Source organism: Mycobacterium sp. SVM_VP21 (genome assembly GCA_024758765.1).
GTDB lineage: Bacteria > Actinomycetota > Actinomycetes > Mycobacteriales > Mycobacteriaceae > Mycobacterium > Mycobacterium heraklionense_C.
In genome coordinates this window covers 3,975,113-3,992,563 of the sequence record CP101406.1, presented here as the reverse complement: position 1 = coordinate 3,992,563, position 17,451 = coordinate 3,975,113, and the positions used below count along the sequence as shown (strand labels likewise).

At 66.5% G+C, this 17,451-nt stretch carries 18 protein-coding genes, 1 tRNA gene and 2 pseudogenes; 14 read left to right on the top strand and 7 right to left on the bottom strand.

Annotation, left to right across the window (positions count from 1 at the left end; translation table 11 throughout):
- Positions 1 to 403: 403 nt before the first annotated feature.
- The 5 genes from NM962_18680 to NM962_18660 all read right to left on the bottom strand — a co-directional run bounded on the left by NM962_18680 (position 404) and on the right by NM962_18660 (position 4,487).
- Positions 404 to 580 carry a helix-turn-helix domain-containing protein gene (locus NM962_18680; GenBank protein ID UVO11918.1) on the bottom strand — a complete coding sequence of 59 codons (177 nt, stop codon included), beginning with the start codon at positions 578 to 580 and terminating at the stop codon, positions 404 to 406.
- 14 nt (positions 581 to 594) lie between these two features.
- Positions 595 to 1,782: a phage major capsid protein gene (locus tag NM962_18675; protein UVO11917.1), complete on the bottom strand. Its 1,188-nt coding sequence runs from the start codon at positions 1,780 to 1,782 to the stop codon at positions 595 to 597.
- Positions 1,783 to 2,096: 314 nt separating this feature from the next.
- Positions 2,097 to 2,369, bottom strand: coding sequence for a hypothetical protein (locus NM962_18670; protein UVO11916.1), 273 nt, complete (start codon positions 2,367 to 2,369; stop codon positions 2,097 to 2,099).
- A 217-nt stretch (positions 2,370 to 2,586) separates the two neighbouring features.
- The gene (locus tag NM962_18665; GenBank protein UVO11915.1) at positions 2,587 to 4,089 is read right to left on the bottom strand and encodes a hypothetical protein; all 1,503 of its coding nucleotides are present in this window, start codon (positions 4,087 to 4,089) and stop codon (positions 2,587 to 2,589) included.
- A gap of 86 nt (positions 4,090 to 4,175) precedes the next feature.
- Positions 4,176 to 4,487, bottom strand: a complete 312-nt coding sequence (locus NM962_18660) for a DUF2742 domain-containing protein (protein ID UVO11914.1) — start codon at positions 4,485 to 4,487, stop codon at positions 4,176 to 4,178.
- A 566-nt stretch (positions 4,488 to 5,053) separates the two neighbouring features.
- Between NM962_18660 and NM962_18655 the strand changes: the two genes are divergently transcribed.
- Entirely contained in the window at positions 5,054 to 5,548 is a 495-nt protein-coding gene (locus tag NM962_18655; GenBank protein ID UVO11913.1) for a helix-turn-helix domain-containing protein, read from the top strand.
- Positions 5,532 to 6,725: a site-specific integrase gene (locus NM962_18650; protein UVO11912.1), complete on the top strand. Its 1,194-nt coding sequence runs from the start codon at positions 5,532 to 5,534 to the stop codon at positions 6,723 to 6,725. Before NM962_18655 ends, NM962_18650 begins: the two co-directional genes overlap by 17 nt.
- Positions 6,726 to 6,752: 27 nt before the next feature.
- On the opposite strand, the gene NM962_18645 is transcribed toward NM962_18650, so the two are convergent.
- Together NM962_18645 and NM962_18640 are read right to left on the bottom strand one after the other, a co-directional pair.
- Positions 6,753 to 6,826 (bottom strand) — tRNA-Leu (locus NM962_18645).
- Between the two features lie 62 nt (positions 6,827 to 6,888).
- Positions 6,889 to 7,194 carry a DUF732 domain-containing protein gene (locus tag NM962_18640; protein UVO11911.1) on the bottom strand — a complete coding sequence of 102 codons (306 nt, stop codon included), beginning with the start codon at positions 7,192 to 7,194 and terminating at the stop codon, positions 6,889 to 6,891.
- Positions 7,195 to 7,676: 482 nt separating this feature from the next.
- Between NM962_18640 and NM962_18635 the strand changes: the two genes are divergently transcribed.
- The 12 genes and pseudogenes from NM962_18635 to NM962_18580 all read left to right on the top strand — a co-directional run bounded on the left by NM962_18635 (position 7,677) and on the right by NM962_18580 (position 17,431).
- The gene (locus NM962_18635; protein UVO11910.1) at positions 7,677 to 7,976 is read left to right on the top strand and encodes a PE family protein; all 300 of its coding nucleotides are present in this window, start codon (positions 7,677 to 7,679) and stop codon (positions 7,974 to 7,976) included.
- Positions 7,977 to 7,985: 9 nt separating this feature from the next.
- Positions 7,986 to 9,224 carry a PPE domain-containing protein gene (locus NM962_18630; protein ID UVO11909.1) on the top strand — a complete coding sequence of 413 codons (1,239 nt, stop codon included), beginning with the start codon at positions 7,986 to 7,988 and terminating at the stop codon, positions 9,222 to 9,224.
- Positions 9,225 to 9,232: 8 nt separating this feature from the next.
- On the top strand, positions 9,233 to 10,483 hold the full coding sequence (locus tag NM962_18625) for a PPE family protein (protein UVO11908.1): 1,251 nt from the start codon (positions 9,233 to 9,235) through the stop codon (positions 10,481 to 10,483).
- Between the two features lie 44 nt (positions 10,484 to 10,527).
- Positions 10,528 to 10,824 carry a WXG100 family type VII secretion target gene (locus tag NM962_18620; GenBank protein ID UVO11907.1) on the top strand — a complete coding sequence of 99 codons (297 nt, stop codon included), beginning with the start codon at positions 10,528 to 10,530 and terminating at the stop codon, positions 10,822 to 10,824.
- A 14-nt stretch (positions 10,825 to 10,838) separates the two neighbouring features.
- Entirely contained in the window at positions 10,839 to 11,123 is a 285-nt protein-coding gene (locus NM962_18615) for a WXG100 family type VII secretion target (GenBank protein UVO11906.1), read from the top strand.
- 237 nt (positions 11,124 to 11,360) lie between these two features.
- Positions 11,361 to 11,486 (top strand): annotated as a pseudogene (locus tag NM962_18610) (type VII secretion protein EsxI).
- A gap of 134 nt (positions 11,487 to 11,620) precedes the next feature.
- A pseudogene (locus tag NM962_18605) lies at positions 11,621 to 11,914 on the top strand (PE family protein).
- Positions 11,915 to 12,229: 315 nt separating this feature from the next.
- Complete coding sequence (locus NM962_18600) at positions 12,230 to 12,445, top strand: hypothetical protein (protein ID UVO14823.1); 216 nt, start codon at positions 12,230 to 12,232, stop codon at positions 12,443 to 12,445.
- A 50-nt stretch (positions 12,446 to 12,495) separates the two neighbouring features.
- Positions 12,496 to 13,677, top strand: a complete 1,182-nt coding sequence (locus NM962_18595; GenBank protein ID UVO11905.1) for a PPE family protein — start codon at positions 12,496 to 12,498, stop codon at positions 13,675 to 13,677.
- A 37-nt stretch (positions 13,678 to 13,714) separates the two neighbouring features.
- Entirely contained in the window at positions 13,715 to 16,222 is a 2,508-nt protein-coding gene (locus tag NM962_18590; protein ID UVO14822.1) for a sensor histidine kinase KdpD, read from the top strand.
- Entirely contained in the window at positions 16,222 to 16,905 is a 684-nt protein-coding gene (locus tag NM962_18585; protein UVO11904.1) for a response regulator, read from the top strand. The genes NM962_18590 and NM962_18585 overlap by 1 nt, the downstream gene beginning before the upstream one ends.
- Before the next feature lie 67 nt (positions 16,906 to 16,972).
- A complete protein-coding gene (locus tag NM962_18580) occupies positions 16,973 to 17,431 on the top strand; it encodes an MPT63 family protein (GenBank protein ID UVO11903.1) in 459 nt (152 codons plus the stop codon).
- Positions 17,432 to 17,451: the final 20 nt, after the last annotated feature.

Below are 17,451 nucleotides of genomic sequence, written 5' to 3'. Positions count from 1 at the left end.
AGTGTGCCGGAAAGTGCAGTCAAAAAACCGAACACTCGACACGTCCGGCGCTATCACCGAAAACCACCGATCACCTGCACCGACATCACCCTCGCGGTCGGCCATTTCGCCCGTATGCAATTTCTCCTTTTCTTCGGGGGGAGAGGGCGTGAGTGCCGCCGGTAGGGGCCCGGGCTCGTTCGGAGACTTTTGACCCGCCCCCTCCCCTTGGGTGTGCTTGGTTGGGGTGGTGTGGCGGCTGGTGGCGGCGTGGCGGGCCGTTCGGTGGTTGGCCAACGGGGGCCCCAGGATGGTGCTGGATTTGCGTCGGTAGAGGCGATTCTGTGGCCGGTTGGGCCTTCAGTGGGTAGTGCTGTTGCTGGCGTCCGCCGTCAGCACCAGCAGCAGCACCACCTTCTGGAGGTCAGCGGTGGGTGACGATGGCCGGCTGCACCAGCCAGCCCGCACCGGTGGACACGGCTCGCAGGGTCCCCGCCTTCACGGCCGCGTGCACGGTCGTTGTTGACCAACCCATGATCGAAGCGGCTTCGTCGATGTCGACGAAGCCAGCTTCGGTCAGGGCGCCGTGGTCGAGCATCACGGCTCGGCCTTTGATCAGTCGCCGGTGAGGTCGACGATGGCGAACGCAGCGGGCTGTAGGTGCCCGACACCGACACGGCACTCGGCGCGCAGGGTGGCGGTGTTGTTCTTGAAGTTCTCACCACTGGCGTCGATGTCTAGGCGCATCTGTTCGCGCACGTAGAGCCGCAGCTTGGACCAGTCGCCGAGGATCGCGGTGCCGACGGGGACGCTGGTGGAGACGACCCGCTGGATGCCGGGCCCTCCCAGGATGTTGGCTGAAGCGGCGACGCCGTTGGTGTACCCGTCGTGCAAGTAGGGGCCGGGCTCCCCGTCGGGGGCATCCTCCCCCGGGGCCCCCGGAATGTTCCACCGGGCCAGGTCGATACGGGCGGCGTCCTCGGGGTGCAGCACCCACGCATTGGGTCGTACCGCGGCGACCTGCAGCGCTGTCAGTGCCGAGCGCAAAGTGCTGCCGAGATCACCCGCCCACCCAACCTCGGTGGTGCCGTCGACCTTGACGACGCCCTCCAGGTTGATACCGATCCCGGTGCCCTGAATCACCTGGCGCTCCAGGGAATCGAGAACACCCTCCATCATCTCGTTCTCCAGCCAATGAACGACCTCAAGATGGTCTTGCCAATACCGAATCGGCACCCCCTCGGACAGGTGGGCCAGAACGACGGCGGCACCAGTGACCGGAACCATCGTGTAGGTACTGGCTGGCTTGTCGCCGAGGTCGGCGACCGGTGCGGCGGCCGTGGTGCGCACCGTCTGACGTAGATACTCGAATGCGATGCCGTTTGTGAGCGCCTTGCGGCTCACCAGTAAGTCGATGAGGCGTTCGGGTCGGGGTAAGGCTTCGACCTGCGGCTCGATCAAGCTGGGTAGGTCTATCGAGCCGGAGACGATCGAGCGGGCCTCGCCCCCCATTGCCTGTATACCTGCGGCCGCGCGGTCGGCCCATCCTCCCCGGGACCCGCTGGTGTCGACGGAGGCCTGGGCGGATGCCGCCAGGACTGCATTGGGATTACCGCGACCGGATCGGTGCCAGTCGGCGATCCGATGGTTGACCTCGTCGATCCCTTCGCTCAGGGCGCGAAACTTGGCGTCCTCCCCGGCGTTCAGGTGGCTGCGGTCCTCGGCACGAACCCGGTCGGTTATAGCGGCGCGGCCGGCGTTCAGCTTGTTGCGAAGGTCGGTCAGTCCTTCGAGCGTGTTCACGATGATTGCCTCCAATGGGCTGAATTGCGTTGCTAAACAACGCAAGCGGGGTAGCTGTCTTGATTCGACCGGGCGCAGTGCCAGCGCTCACTGGTCGAGAGTGACGGGCCGCAGTGCCAGCGGTATCCCGTCGAGATGCCGCTCTGCAGTGCCAGCGGTGCGGCCGTTATGAATCTTGGCGCCGAGGTCGGCAGCCCGCGAAGTGCCATCGCGAGGCTGCCGACCAACTGGCACTGGAAGGAATCCCCCGAAAGAAAGGTGCTTCCACCGGTAAAGCTACACCAATCGAAACAATCGAAACAATCGAAACAATGCTAGTCGAGTGTGCGGAGCCGGTCGAGGGCCGCCATCCCGGCGGTATTGAGCATCATCTGGACCGCTGCGGGGTCGCCGACGACAGCGCGCAGCGCGGTGAGGAATTCCCGCAACCCAGCTTCGAGCAGGGTCACGGCGTAACCAGCGGGCCGTGCCGATAGGCCGGCCAGCACGGCGTCAACGCCGGTCTGGTCGCCGGAGTTCAGCTGCCCAGCGAGGCGCAGGAAGTCGGCGCGGGCGGCGGACTCGGTGCGGTTCAGGTCGTGCGTCATGGTGCTTCACCCTTCGGATGTAGTGGTTCGGCTGGATCGCGCCACGAGGGCGGGCCGTCGGGCGTCGGGGTGGCACGGAGGCGTGCCAGACACGGGAGGCGGCGGCATCGACCATCGGGATAGCGGCACCAATTCCCGGCCTCGGCGCCGCACTCTGGGCACGACACCTCAGCCGCCCCGGTGACGATGTAGGCCGGCGGTAGCACCAACCGGGCGATCACAGGACGGCCTTGTCGTCTAGCCGGGCGACCCTCCAGCGGGCCCGGTTGGGCCGACCGTCCGTGATGACACGGGGCTCAGTAGCGGTCTGGCGGGCTTTGGTCAATGCAGCCCAAGAGTGACCTTCAGCCTCGCCTGCAGCGCGCAGCTGGCTAACTCTCACCCAGCCCTCGGGATCACCGTGGGAGGCAATGTAGTCGTGAATGAAGGCTATGGCGCTGCGCGCCGGATCTGGCCGCTCGGCTTCATACGGCCTGCGGAAATCTAGTTCAGTGACGGTGGCACCAAGTACACCTGTACCTTGCGGTACACCCTGGACGACCTGCCAGTTTGGGTGGTGTACCTCGGGTACAGGTGTACCTTTATCTGCGATCCGATAATGGACTCCGTTCTTCACCGCAATCTCCTGGATCAGACCCTCTTCAGCTAACTCTGCGGCGGCCGGTTCGAAGTTGTCACGGATGTCCGCCTTTAGCTTCTGCCTCAGGTCGGCGCCAGCCATGACCTGACTCTTGTCGAGCCACCGGAGGATCGCTTGCTTGGCCCGTTGCAGCTTGCGATCGGACACGACCTCTTCGCGGTCGGCGGCGGCTAGGGCGCGACCGCGATTGCTGCGACGCGCGGCTTCGGCGCGTTCGCGTTGGACCCATGCGCGGGTGGCATCGGAGACCGCCATGACGGTGCCGGCCAACTCCCAGTCCTCATCGGTGAGGGCAGGGGCACCGTCGCGGGCGTCGAGGATCATCAGCCCAACTGCCACCTTGAGGCGGACCAGGAGCCGGTGTCCGTCGAGTGGGTCGACCTCACCTCGGTGCATCGCGAGTTGGTGGGCGTCGATGGCATTCCGGGCTACCTGTGGGACGTCGAGGTCTCCCGTGAACTTGGGAGCCGTGATGACGGCCGGGGCGGGCTCGTCGGGGCGGTCGTCGGGCATGTCAGGATCGAGAACCGGAGCCCACGTGAAGCGTTGCGGGGTACCGCCATCGGCGCCGTCGAGTAGAGCACCGGCCCTGCCGGGTTGGACACCGACAATTAGGCCGCAACGGTAGCTGTGCGCGGGAACGCGGGTGCGGGTGGCGGCCTGGGCATTGGCGAATCCGAGCTGTTCACCGGAGAACACCTTGCGGAGCTCGGATTCCAGAGTTGAGCCCGAGCGGGAGAACAGCCCCGCGGCAGTGTCGACCTCGGGCACCGAAAAGATCGCGGTGACGATCTGCTCGGCCAGGTTATCGACGCCGCCCTTGCCCGTCGGTGGCATGAATGTACGGGCGAGGCCTTCACCGCTGCCGATCGGAAACTCCGGGAGGTCGACGGATTCACCGTTGGGCCAACGGAATGCGATGGCGTCGCGGGCCGCCGACTCGCTCGTACCCTTGCCAGCACCGGATGGTCCAGCGAGGGCAACAAAGGTATTGAGGCTCGCCCTACCACCCGCGTGTGGAGGGAGAGCGGTCGAAGGTGGGATGACGCCGTTCGCCCGGACTAGCGAGACGCCGAGCACCGCCCAGGGGTTGCGGCGCCGCGCGCGAGCGAACGTGTGGACGTGGGTCAGGATCGGCCGGGCTAACCAGAACTCATCGATGTTGGTCAAGCGGTCCTCCGCGGTACGTATGCGTTGCCCCGTCCGGCCCGGATGCGCCGGGCTAGAGCGGGCCAGCATTGCTCTGCGGCAATAGCTTTCGCAGCATCGGCGCGGAACTCCTGGGCGATGTCCCATTGCAGGACGGCGTGTTCTCCAGCCACGGCCAGGGCCAGCAGCTTGACCGGATCGGTGTCGGCGAGAGCGCACCAGGCGGGGGTGCCGGCCAACGGCAATGGCCCCACATTGCCCTGAGCGAACACCGCGGCCAGAAACTGATGGCAAGTCCACCACGACACCATTCGCGACGCAGTCGCCACGCACCGAACTACGTCCCGTACCCCAGACGTGACGACGGATTCAGCCTGGCCTGCCGACTCAGGGCCGGTCGTAGGTACAGTCATCGCCAGAGCTCCTGTTCTTTGGTGATCGGGTTGTTCCGCAAGCCCTCGGCGGTGTTGACGCACCGACCGAGGGCATTTTTCGTAGTGGAGGACATCAAGCGGCACCGCCGACACGGTTTGCAGCGAGAAATTCGAGAACGTCGGCGCGTAGGTAACGAACGCGACGGCCGACCTTCGTGTACGGAATCCCCTTGCCCAGGTAGCGGTCTTGCGCGAGGGATGACTCGGTGCTGGCGACGAGAGCGGCCACGTGCCTGCTGGTTGCTACGGGCGGCAAGACATCCGCTGAGATCGCCTTCTCCAGCTCGGCAACAAGCCATCTCAGCTCTGGGGTTACAGGTGGACTCGACATGGGACACCCTTCATCGTTGATCGTTTAAACGATCAAATTGATCGCATGGCGTCTATCTTTATCACTGATCGTCAGAGCGGTCAAGGATGACACTTGTCGCGATATCTTTGATCGCCTACCCTCTCGGTATATGGCTGGCAAAAAGTCGGAACTCGGGCCAACTGGGGTTAACGTCGGCGACCAGATGAGGCGTCTCCGGGATGACAAGAACCTCGGCTACGCGGAACTCAGTCGGCAGCTATCCGAGATCGGGCGCGAAATCCCTCCGCTCGGCCTACGCCGCATTGAAGCCGGAGACCGGCGGGTCGATGCTGACGATCTGGTGGCGATCGCGCTCGCACTTGACGTCTCGCCGATTACGTTGCTAATGCCCAACGCCGAGACTGGCTCCGAAATGGTTTCCGTTACCGGGTCAGCCGATCCGGTGGCGGCAGAAGACTTATGGCATTGGTTGCGGGCCGACGCGAAGCTAGGCAAGTCGCCAGCACGATTCGGCGACCGAATCCGCGACTGGGTATCTTGGCTCCAATGGGCGGGTCGTGCCGCACCTCCATGGTCCAACAAGGAGCTTCTCGCTCACATTAAGTCCCTGACGACGGACACTAAAGATGGCCACGATCAGTAGATACGAATTGGCGAGCGGCGCAACGCGCTACCGAGTTCGATACCGGACACCGGACCGGAGACAGACCGACAAACGTGGCTTCACCACCAAGCGCGACGCGGAAGCGTTCGCGGCCACCGTCGAGGTAACCAAGCTCAAGGGCGACTACGTCTCCCCCTCACTCGGGAAGGCCACCGTCGGGGAGTTAGGGCCGGGCTGGCTGAAGCGTCAGCAGGGGGTAATGAAGCCCTCGGCATTCCACTCGATCGAGTCAGCCTGGCGGGTGCACGTCGAACCGCGGTGGTCCAGAAAGCAGATTGCCGAGATCGCCTACTCGGATGTCCAGTCGTGGGTCACGGAGCTGGCAACGAAACGCAAGGCCACGCTTGTCATCACGGCTTACTCGGTGCTGGCGCGGATCTTGGACGACGCGGTGCGGGATCGCCGGCTGGCCGCCAATCCGGCCCGTGGGGTCAAGCTCCCGACCCGTAGCCGCCGCAAGAATGTGTACCTAACGGCCGAACAGCTGCACGCCCTAGCCGGCGAGGCGGGCCGGTACGGGTCGCTGGTGTTGCTGCTGGGCACGGCCGGGCTGCGGTGGGGTGAAGCGGCGGCGCTGCGGGTTTCCGACATCGATTTCCTGAAGCGGCGGGTGGTGCTGCACGAGAACGCGGTGGCGGTCGGCTCCAAGACCCACGTCGGCACGCTGAAGTCGGGCAAGAGTCGAACGGTGGTGCTGCCGGCGTTCGTTGTCGACGAGCTGGCCAAGACCTGCAGGGGTAAGGGCCGTGACGAGCTGCTGTGGCCGTCGCGATCGGGCGGGCACCTGGGGCCACCGTCGTCGCACGATTCGTGGCTGTCGGGGGCGGTGGAGCGGTGCATTACGGCGGCGGACACGGCGCGCGATAAGGAGATCAGGGCCAGCAAGGACGGTGCGGCGGCTGTCCAGGCATTCCCACGGGTCACAGCGCATGCATTACGGCACACGGCGGCGTCTCTGGCCATCTCGGCCGGCGCCAACGTGAAGGTGGTTCAGCGGATGCTCGGGCACGCCAGCGCCGCGATGACGTTGGACGTTTACGCCGATCTTTTCGATGACGATCTCACCGCAGTTGCCGACAAGTTAGACGAGAGTGTGGGCAAAATGTGGGCACGGCGGACATCTGAAGCGCCTCAGCAAACCAATGCAGCGAATTGAACTGCGTATATAGCAATACAGCTACGGTGCCCCCAGTCGGACTCGAACCGACACTGGGCGGATTTTAAGTCCGCTGCCTCTGCCAATTGGGCTATGGGGGCTCGCGGCGAATCTAACGCGGCGGCCTCACCAGCGCCCCGGCACCCCGAGGAAGACGAAGCAATCAGGCGTGCTCGGGGCAGTAGTTCTGCGCGGCGATCCGCGCGAACTCCGCGGCACGCTGCAGCGTGAAGCCGGGATTGGTGGTCTGTACGGCGACCACGGTGTCCATCGGGGTGAGTCCGGCGTCCATCAGCTGACACACCGAGTGCCCAGCCGAGATGGCCACCTGATCCGAGCCCTTGTGGCTCAGGCCGGCCCCGGTCAGCTGGGTCAGGAAGGCAGCATCGCTGCCGACCGGCTCTGCGTGCGCCGGTGCCGCCAGACCGACCATGGCGGTGAGGCCCACTAGCAGCAGAAACCGATTCATAGCTCGTAGTGTGCTGAGCGTTCGTTAATAGCGTGTTACGCACCGTTTACTCCGCCGGATCCGAATGTTAAATCCGCGTTACGGGTCCCTCACCGCCCCGGGGCGAGCGGCCGGCCCAATGCGCCGGTACGGGCTAAAAATGTTGTCCATCAACCTAATTGACAGCAACCAAGCAGGTCCGAGATGACCGCGCCCCCACCCCAGCGTGTGAGTGTGAGCTGGACCACGTCGTGGCGACGCGAAAGCCCTTCGGCGAACACCCAATACCGCCACGCACGGCTTTTGCATCCAAGCCGTCGTTCGGCCTGGGTCCCGCAAAATCGTGACGCCCCGCACACCGCGAACACACCTGCATTGAGGTGCATGTAAAGAGTTCCGACACCGCGGTTAAGAAGCGGTTAACCAGCTTTCACAATCACCCAGTAATAGGCAACGGTGGTGCCAGGAACCGGTTTGTCACCGGGCTCTGTAAGGAGAATCCCATGTCTTTCGTGACCACCCAGCCCGAGGCGCTGGCGTCGGCGGCGGGCACCCTGCAGGCGATCGGTGCGGCGCTCAACGCGCAGAGCGCTGCGGCATCCGCCCCGACCACCGGCGTCACCCCAGCGGCCGCTGACGAGGTCTCGGCGCTGACCGCCGCGCAGTTCGCCGCGCACGCCAGCCTCTACCAGACGGTGGCCGCGCAGGCCTCGGCCATTCACGACATGTTCGTGGCCACGCTCCAGAGCAGCTCCGAGTCGTACGCGGCCACCGAGGCCGCGAACGCAGCGGCGGCGGGTTAGGCGGAAATCATGTGGGACTACGGAGCATTGCCCCCCGAGATCAACTCCGGGCGTATCTACACCGGACCGGGCTCGACCCCGATGATGACCGCCGCGGCGGCCTGGCGCGGACTGGCCGCCGAGCTGACCGCGGCCGCCCACTCCTACGAGACGGTGGTCACCGAGCTGTCCGGCGAGGAATGGCTCGGCCCGGCTTCGTCATCGATGGCCGCGGCCGCGGCGCCCTACATCGCCTGGATGAACAACACCGCCGCGCTGGCCGAACAGGCCGCAGTCCAGGCCACCTCCGCTGCCGCCGCATTCGAAACCGCACGGGCGGCCACGGTGCCCCCAGCAGCGGTCACCACCAACCGGGTACAGCAGGCGGCGCTGGTCGCGACCAACATCCTTGGCATCAACACCCCGGCGATCGCAGCTCTCGACGCCCACTACGCACAGATGTGGGCCCAAGACGCCGCGGCCATGTACGGCTACGCCAGCGGTTCGGCTGCCGCGACGCAAGTCACCCCGTTCAACGAGCCGGCCCAGAACACCAACCCGGCTGGGCTGGCCAACCAGGGCGCTGCGGTTACCCAGGCCGGCGGCAGTAGCACCGCCAACAGCACCGCGCAGACGGCGCAGATGATCTCCTCGCTGCCCAACGCGCTGCAGAGCATGGCCTCGCCGGCGGCGTCGACCGACTGGATCGAGCAGGCCATCCAGTTCCTCTACAACGACCCGGTGAACGGCTACGCGTTCATGTTCGGCACTCCGCTGTACAGCCTGTTCAACACCGCGGGCACCGGCGCAGCCTTCATTCCGTCTGCGCTGCTGCCGGCCCTCATCGGTTTCATGACCGGTGGTGGCTTCAGCGGCACCACCGGCAGCGCACTCGGAAGCGGTCTGGGTGCGGCGTTGAGCCCCGGCGGTGCACTCGGCGCCCTGGGTGCGCTCGGTGGAGGCCTGTCCAGCGGTGTCAGCAGCGCCTTCGGGGTCAGCGCGGTCACCCCGGCTGTCACCGCCGGCATGGGGAAGGCCTCCCTGGTCGGGACGTCGTTCTCGGCGCCGGCGAGCTGGGCGGCAGCCACCCCGGGCGCTGCGGCGCTGACCAGCGGCCCCGGCGGTTGGGCGGTCCCCACCGAGACCCACAACAACATGGCCTCCATGCCGCCTCCGGTGCCGACCGGCGTCGGGCAGCGCGGCATGAACTACGGCACGCCGCGTTACGGGTTCCGGCCCAAATTCATGCCCAAGCCGATGGTGGTCTAGGAGCAACGATGATCGACTACGCACTGCTGTCGCCGGAGATCAACTCCGGGCGCCTGTACGCCGGTCCCGGCTCCACGCCGATGATGACGGTCGCCTCCGCCTGGCGCGGACTGGCCGCGGAGATCTCCTCGGCGTTGACGTCATACGAAACGACGATCACCCAGCTCGTCGACGAAGAGTGGATGGGTCCGGCATCGGCCTCGATGTCTGCGGCCACCAAGCCGTATCTGGCGTGGATGGCCGACACCGCGGCCAAAGCCGAGGAGGCGGCCACCCAGGCCACCTCCGCAGCCGCGGCGTTCGAGGCAGCCCACGCGGCCACCCCTCCCCCGGCGGTGATCGCCGCCAATCGCGCCCAGCAGAAGCAACTGGTAGCAACCAACGTCGTCGGCCAGAACTCGGCCGCGATCATGGCAAGCGACGCACAGTATTTCGAGATGTGGGCTCAGGCCACCGACGTCATGTACAGCTACGCCGCGTCCTCGGCGACGGCGACCAAGGTGACACCGTTCAACGAGCCCAACCAGACCACCAACCCGGCCGGGACCGCCAACCAGGCCGGCGCCGTCGGACAAGCCACCGGCAACACCGCCGCCAACAACACCGCGCAGACCGCGCAGGCGATTTCGTCGCTGCCCAACACGCTGCAGACGCTGACCTCGCCAGGTACCGCTGACGCCGGTCTGCCGCCGCCCACGCTCGCCGGACTGCTCGAAGCCATCGGCCGGAACGCGTCGATCAATGGCGTTGTGTCCCTGGTGACTTACCCGCTCAACGGCCTGATGAGCTTCACCGGAACCTCCGCAGCGTTCACCCCGGCAAGCTTGATCCCGACCATGACCACGTTCTTCTCCGGCGGTGGTTTCAACGCCCTCGGCGGTGGTGCGGCAGGCGCCGGTATCGGCGCCCTGCTGGCCCCGGGTGGTCCGTTGAGCAGCCTGGGTGCGCTGGGCGGCGGTGCCGCATCGGCCTTCACCGCCAGCGCACCGTCCGTATCGGCCGGCGTGGGCCAGGCCACCTTGGTCGGCGAGCTGTCCACGCCACCGACCTGGGCCGCAGCCGCTCCCGCCGCCAGTGCCGTCGACACCGCCAACGCCTTGCAGGCCAGCAGCTGGGCAGCCGCCCCCGAACAGATCGAGTCGACGGCGGCCATGCCCGGCGGAATGCCGATGGGCGCAGAACGCGGCGGCTTCGGTCTGAGCACCCCGCGCTACGGTTTCAAGCCGACCGTTATGGCCCGTCCGGTAGTTGCCGGATAAAACCCCTCACCCCAAAGCGGAACCGCAGACAAGGAGACAGAGCAGTGGCAACACGTTTTATGACCGATCCGGACGCGATGCGTTCGATGGCGGGCCGTTTTGATGTGCATGCGCAGACGGTGGAGGACGAGGCTCGTCGGATGTGGGCGTCGTCGACGAATATCTCTGGTGCGGGCTGGGGTGGTCTGGCGGAGCGGACCTCGATGGACACCATGGGCCAGATGCAGACCGCTTTCCGCAACATCGTGAACATGCTGCACGGTGTGCGGGATGGGTTGATTCGTGACGCTAACCACTACGAGCAGCAGGAAGCTGCTTCTCAGCAGATCCTGTCGAGCTAGAGGAGAACACGAATATGTCGATTAATTACCAGTTCGGTGATGTGGATGCGCACGGTGCGTTGATTCGTGCGCAGGCGGCGTCGTTGGAGGCTGAGCACCAGGCGATCGTGCACGACGTGTTGGCTGCCGGTGATTTCTGGGGTGGCGCCGGTTCGGTGGCCTGCCAGGAGTTCGTCGCCCAATTGGGTCGCAACTTCGCGGTGATCTACGAGCAGGCCAACAGCCACGGTCAGAAGGTGCAGTCGGCCGGCAACAACATGGCCAACACCGACGCTTCGGTCGGCTCCAGCTGGGCCTAACACCAGCCAAGACCCGGGAAACCCGACGCAGCAGAGGGGGCTGCGCCGGGTTTTTCCATTTCCGGACATCAAGGACTCATCAAGGTTGAATCCCGCGCCGTTAAGAGCGCAGAAGGGCAACAGCTGACCGAGCACCGTTGCGGCACGGTGGATCTCGTGGTCGGCACCGTGCCGGCTCGATCGGTTAGGAGTGACGGCCGCGGCCGGCGAATTGACCGGTATCGGCTCGGCGACGGCCTGGAGGCCGAGCACCAGGCGATCGTGCAGGATGTGCTGGCCGCCGGGGACTTCTGGGGGGGCGCCGGCTCGGCCGGCAACAACATGGCCGACACGGACGCCTCCGTGGGCTCCAGCTGGGCCTGAAAGCAAACCGTCAATAATCCGCGCGAGACCGTAAAGAACTCGTTAACGACCTCTGGCAATCGAGAGTCCGACGAAACAGTGGAGCGGTAACCGAGCCCAGCTGAGGTCCGGCTCGTAGCCGCCGAGGAGATGTCATGTCGTTCCTGACCACCCACCCCGAGGCGCTGGCCGCGGCGTCCGGGAATCTGCAGACGATCGCCGCGGCGCTGAACGCCCAGAACGCGGCCGCAGCCGGCCCGATCACCGGGCTGGCCCCGGCCGCCGCCGACGAGGTCTCCGCACTGCAGGCCACCCAGTTCTCCGCCTACGGCGCGCTGTACCAGCAGATCAGTGCCCAGGCCGCGGCGATGCAGGAGATGTTCATTCACACCCTGCGCACCAGCGCCGATTCCTACGGAGAGACCGAGACCGCGAACTCGGCAGCAGCGACCACCACGGCTGGGTTGGGCACTGCCACAGGGCTGGGGACGGCAGGAACCGGAGCCGCCGCCGACCCCACATTCGGGCTGGGTGGAATCGCCAGCAACGCCGCCATCCTGGCCGCCATGCAGGCCACCAACCTCGGATCGGCTGCCTCGGAGTTCACCGGCCTGGGCAAGGGCTACATCACCAACCCGCCGGGAGTCATTCACGACCTCGGAGGCAAGGTTCAGCAGCACGGCAACCTCGTCTCACAGCCCACGGCCGGCGCCGCCGCCCCGGTGGCCGCGGCCGCAGGCGGACAAGGAGCCTCGGTCAACAAGATGTCAGCGCCGCCCAACTGGGCCGGCGAAGCCGCACCGGCAGCCGAGTCGCGCCCGCTCGTCGCTGCGGAATCAACCGAGGTCGAGCCGCGTGGCGCCGCCACGGTGCCCGCGGGAGCGCCGGCAGTCGCGTCCTCGGATCGTGGTGGCCCCGGGTTCGGCCGACCTCGCTACGGCGTCAAGCCGGTCGTGATGCCGCGCAAGCCGATCGTCTAGCGACGACGACACCGGGCTGAAACCGACCAGAGGAAACGGACTTCCACGACATGGACTACGCAGCACTTCCCCCGGAGATCAACTCCGCTCGGATGTACTCCGGTGCCGGGGCCGCGCCGATGACCGCCGCCGCAACGACATGGAACGCGCTGGGCGCCGAGCTGGCCACTACCGCGGCCTCCTACGAGTCGGTGATCTCGACGTTGACCGACGAAGAGTGGCGGGGCCCGGCGGCAACGGCGATGGCGACCGCGGCACGCCCCTACGTGGCGTGGCTCAACACCACGGCCGCCGCGGCCGAGCATGCCGCCGCCCAGGCGTCGGCATCGGCCGCGGCCTACGAGGCGGCGTTTGCGATGACGGTGCCCCCGGCGGTGGTCGCCGCCAACCGGGCACAGTTCGCGGCGCTGGTGGCAACGAACTTCTTGGGGTTCAACACCGCAGCTATCGCGGCGGTTGAGGCCCAGTACGCCGAGATGTGGGCACAGGACGCGATGGCCATGTATGGCTACGCGGCCTCCTCAGCGCTTGCGGGAACGCTGCAACCGCTGAGCTCGCCCGCCCCGAGCACCAACCCGGCCGGGATCGCCGGTCAGGGTGCTGCTGTCGCCCAGGCCTCGACCAGCAGCGCGCAGAACGGGTTGTCGCAGTTGGTCTCCGGTCTACCGTCAGCCATGCAGACGCTGGCGGCTCCGGCGATGGCATCACAACCGGCGCAGAGTGGCGTCACCGATTTCCTGTCCAACTTCATCAACTCCACCCAGAACATCGGGATCTGGAACGGGCTTCAGACCTATAGTTCCGCGTTGAGCAACGCCGGTGCCTGGCACCTGTTCGCGGGCATCGCCAGCGCCTACGCCATCGCTACCGGGCCGGCGCAGGCTCCGGTCTGGCCGGAGATGGTCCTGGCGGACGCGGTGACGACACCGGCCGGAGCCGCATCAGGCGGCGCACCGGTGCTGGCCGGCGTGGGCACGGCCGCCCCGGTGGGCGGGCTGTCGGTGCCCCAGAGTTGGCCGGCGGCCGTCCCGACCACGGCGACGTCGATCCCCGAGAGCAACGCCACGCTGGTCAGCCACGGCTGGACGGAGGCCGAGGAGGCCGGCACGGTCAACACGGTGGGGGCCGGTGTGCCAGGAATGGCATCGGCCGGCCGCAGCGGCTCCGGTCTGAGCAACCCGAGGTACGGGTTCAAACCCACTGTGATGGTGCGGCCTGTCGTCGCTGGCTGATGCCGTCGGTTGCCGCGATGATGGTCTGGTGAGTCTCGTGAGACAAGCCGGCCAGCCTGGAGAACCACGCGGAGAACTGCGCATCTACCTCGGCGCCTCGCCCGGCGTCGGCAAGACCTACGCGATGCTCGGTGAGGCGCACCGCCGCACCGACCGCGGCACCGATGTGGTCGCCGCCGCGGTCGAGACCCACGGCCGCAGCAAGACCGCGGAGCTGTTGCAAGGCATCGAGATCGTCGGCGAGCCCGGCGGGGAACTCGATGTCGACGCGGTGCTGGCCCGCCATCCCGAAGTGGTCCTGATCGACGATCTCGCGCACACCAACCCCGCGGGCAGCCGTAATCCCAAACGCTGGCAAGACATCGAGGAACTGCTTGCCGCCGGGATCACCGTGGTCTCCACCGTCAACGTGCAGCAGCTGGAGAGTCTGAGCGACGTCGTCGCCAAGATCACCGGAACCACCCAGCACGACACCGTTCCCGACGCGGTCGTGCGCCAAGCCACGCAGATCGAACTCATCGACGTCGCACCGGAGGCATTGCGCCGCAGGCTATCCCACGGCAATGTCTATCCGCCGGAGAAGGTTGACGCGGCGTTGGCCAACTACTTCCGTGGCGAGACGCTTACCGCGCTACGGGAATTGGCGCTGCTGTGGCTGGCCGGACAGGTTGACGCAACACTCACTCGCTACCGTGCCGACAAGAAGATCACCGAAACCTGGGAGGCACGCGAACGCATCGTTGCCGCGGTGACCGGTGGCCCGGAGTCCGAGGCCCTGGTCCGGCGGGCCTCCCGGATCGCGTCAAAGGCCGGCGGCGACCTGTTGGTGCTGCATGTCCTGGGCGGCGACGGGATCTCTGGTGCGCCGGCACCCCGGGTGGGCAAGATCCGCCAACTGGCGATCAGCCTGGGCGCCTCGCTGCACACCGTGATCGGCGACGACGTGCCGACTGCGCTGCTGGACTTCTCGCGTGACGTCAACGCCACCCAGTTGGTGATCGGCACTTCGCGCCGCTCCCGCTGGGCCCGCATCCTCGACGAGGGTGTCGGCGCGGCGGTGGTGCAGCAGTCCGGCGACATCGACGTCCACATCGTCACCTACGAGGACGCCAAGCCCAGTTTCCGGGGGCTGTCGATCTCGCCGCGGGAGCGACGTGCGGTGTCCTGGCTGGCCGCCGTCATCGTGCCGTTTCTCATGTGCGCGATCATGGTGGGCTGGCTGGACCGCTACTTCGATGCCGGTCAGAGCGCACTGTTTTTCGTCGGGGTGCTGTTGGTGGCCCTGCTCGGCGGTATCGCCCCGGCCGTTCTCTCGGCGTTGCTGTCCGGGGTGCTGCTGAACTACTTCGTGCTCGCACCTCGACGCGATTTCACCATCGCTGAACACGACGTCGCCGTGACCGAAGTCGTCCTGCTGTTGGTGGCCGTCGCGGTGGCGGCCCTGGTCGACGGCGCGGCCAAACGAACCCGGGAAGCCGGACGCGCCTCCCGCGAAGCCGAGCTGATGACGCTGTTCGCCGGGTCGGTGCTGCGCGGCGCGGATCTGGACACCCTGCTGGAGCGGGTTCGCGAAACCTACGCGCAACGGGCGGTCAGCCTCGTCCGCGTCCCGAACAGCAGCGCGACGCCGGAAGTCGTCGCCTCTGTCGGTGACAATCCGTGCACCTCGGTAGATCTCGCGGACACCGCGATCGATGTCGGCGACGACGAGTTCTGGATGCTGATGGTCGGCCGACAGTTGGCCTCGCGTGATCGCCGGGTGCTGTCGGTGGTGGCTCGGCAGGCGGCCGGACTGGTCCGGCAGGAGGAACTGGCCGCCGAGGCCGGCCGAGCCGACGCGGTGATGCGGACCGACGAGCTGCGCCGTTCCCTGTTGTCGGCGGTCAGCCACGACCTGCGCACCCCACTGGCCGCGGCCAAGGCGGCAGTGTCGAGTCTGCGTGCCGACGATGTGGACTTCTCCCCCGGCGACACCGCCGAACTGCTGGCCACCGTGGAGGAATCGGTCGATCAGCTCACCGGCCTGGTGGGCAACCTGCTCGATTCCTCGCGGCTGGCCGCGGGCGTGATCCGCCCGGAGTTGACCAAGGTGTACCTGGAGGAGGTGGTGCAGCGCGCGCTGATCGGAATCGGTAAGCGCAGCAACATCTTCGGACGCGGCCTCGACCAGGTGAAGGTCGAAGTGGGCCCGACCGTCGCGATGGCCGACGTCGGCTTGTTGGAACGCGTGCTGGCCAACGTGATCGACAACGCGTTGCGCTACGCCTCGGACAGCGTGGTGCGGGTGACAGCCGGCCAAGTCGGCGACCGGATCCTGATCAATGTCGCCGACGAGGGGCGCGGACTGCCCCGCGGCGGCGAAGCGCACGTGTTCGATCCGTTCCAGCGCCTCGGCGACCGCGACAACACCAGCGGCGTCGGCCTCGGGCTGTCAGTGGCACGGGGTTTCACTGAGGCGATGGGCGGCACCATTTCGGCGACGGAGACACCGGGCGGCGGGTTGACCATGGTGGTGGACCTGGCCGCACCGGCGGGAGAGAGCTGATGAGCACACGAGTCCTGGTAGTCGACGACGAGCCGCAGATTCTGCGCGCGCTGAAGATCAACCTGTCGGTGCGCGGCTACGAAGTCGTCACCGCGGCGACCGGCGCCGGCGCCCTGCGTGCCGCCGCCGAGCAGCGCCCGGACGTGGTGATCCTCGATCTGGGGCTGCCCGACATCTCCGGCATCGAGGTGCTGGCCGGATTGCGGGGCTGGCTGACCGTGCCGGTGATCGTGCTGTCTGCTCGCACCGACTCGGCCGACAAGGTGGAGGCGCTCGATGCCGGCGCCGACGACTACGTGACCAAGCCATTCGGAATGGACGAATTCCTAGCTCGGCTGCGCGCCGCCGCACGACGCAACGCCGCGACCGCCGAAACCGACCAGCCAATAGTGGAAACCGCTTCGTTCACCGTGGATCTGGCAGCCAAGAAAGTCACCAAGAACGGCGGCGAGGTCCATCTGACTCCCACCGAATGGGGCATGCTGGAGATGCTGGTGCGAAACCGGGGAAAGCTGGTCGGCCGCGACGAGTTACTCACCCAGGTATGGGGCCCGGCATATGCAAAGGAAACCCAATATCTTCGGGTCTATCTGGCGCAGTTGCGCCGCAAACTCGAGAACGATCCCTCAAACCCCAAACACCTGCTCACCGAGGCAGGGATGGGCTACCGATTCGAAGTGTGAATTTTTGAGGTTTTGAAATCCGCCGGCGCGGATATGCCTGGAAGAACCTAGCGGAAGGAGTTTTGCCGTGATGTTCTCCCACATCGCCAAGAAGACGGCAGTAGCAGCGGCCGGTCTCACGACGGCCGGAATGCTTGTGGCGTCGCCAGCTTTTGCGGACCCACAGGTGGTCGGATTCGGCCAAACCCAAGAGATTCAGGGCCCCGGTGGGGCCATTGCGTACACCGTCAGCGACCTGCAACCCAGCGGGCACAACGACGGCATTTGGTACTCGGATGTGACGGCTCGGGCGGTAAGCGGTTCGCCTACGCCGAACATCGCTGACTTCAACGCACGCGCCGTCAACAGCTCAACGTTCGCGGTGATGAAGGGCAACGAGGTCGACGGCCTGCCCAACGGACCGATCGCCACGGGCAGTCAGACCAGCGGACGACTGTACTTCGACGTCAAGAATGGCACCGCGCCGGACAGCGTCGTCTACCGCGACGCCGCCGGAGTCGACAAGGTTGTCTGGAAGGCCGGCTGACCCCGTCTTTTGTCGGTCGG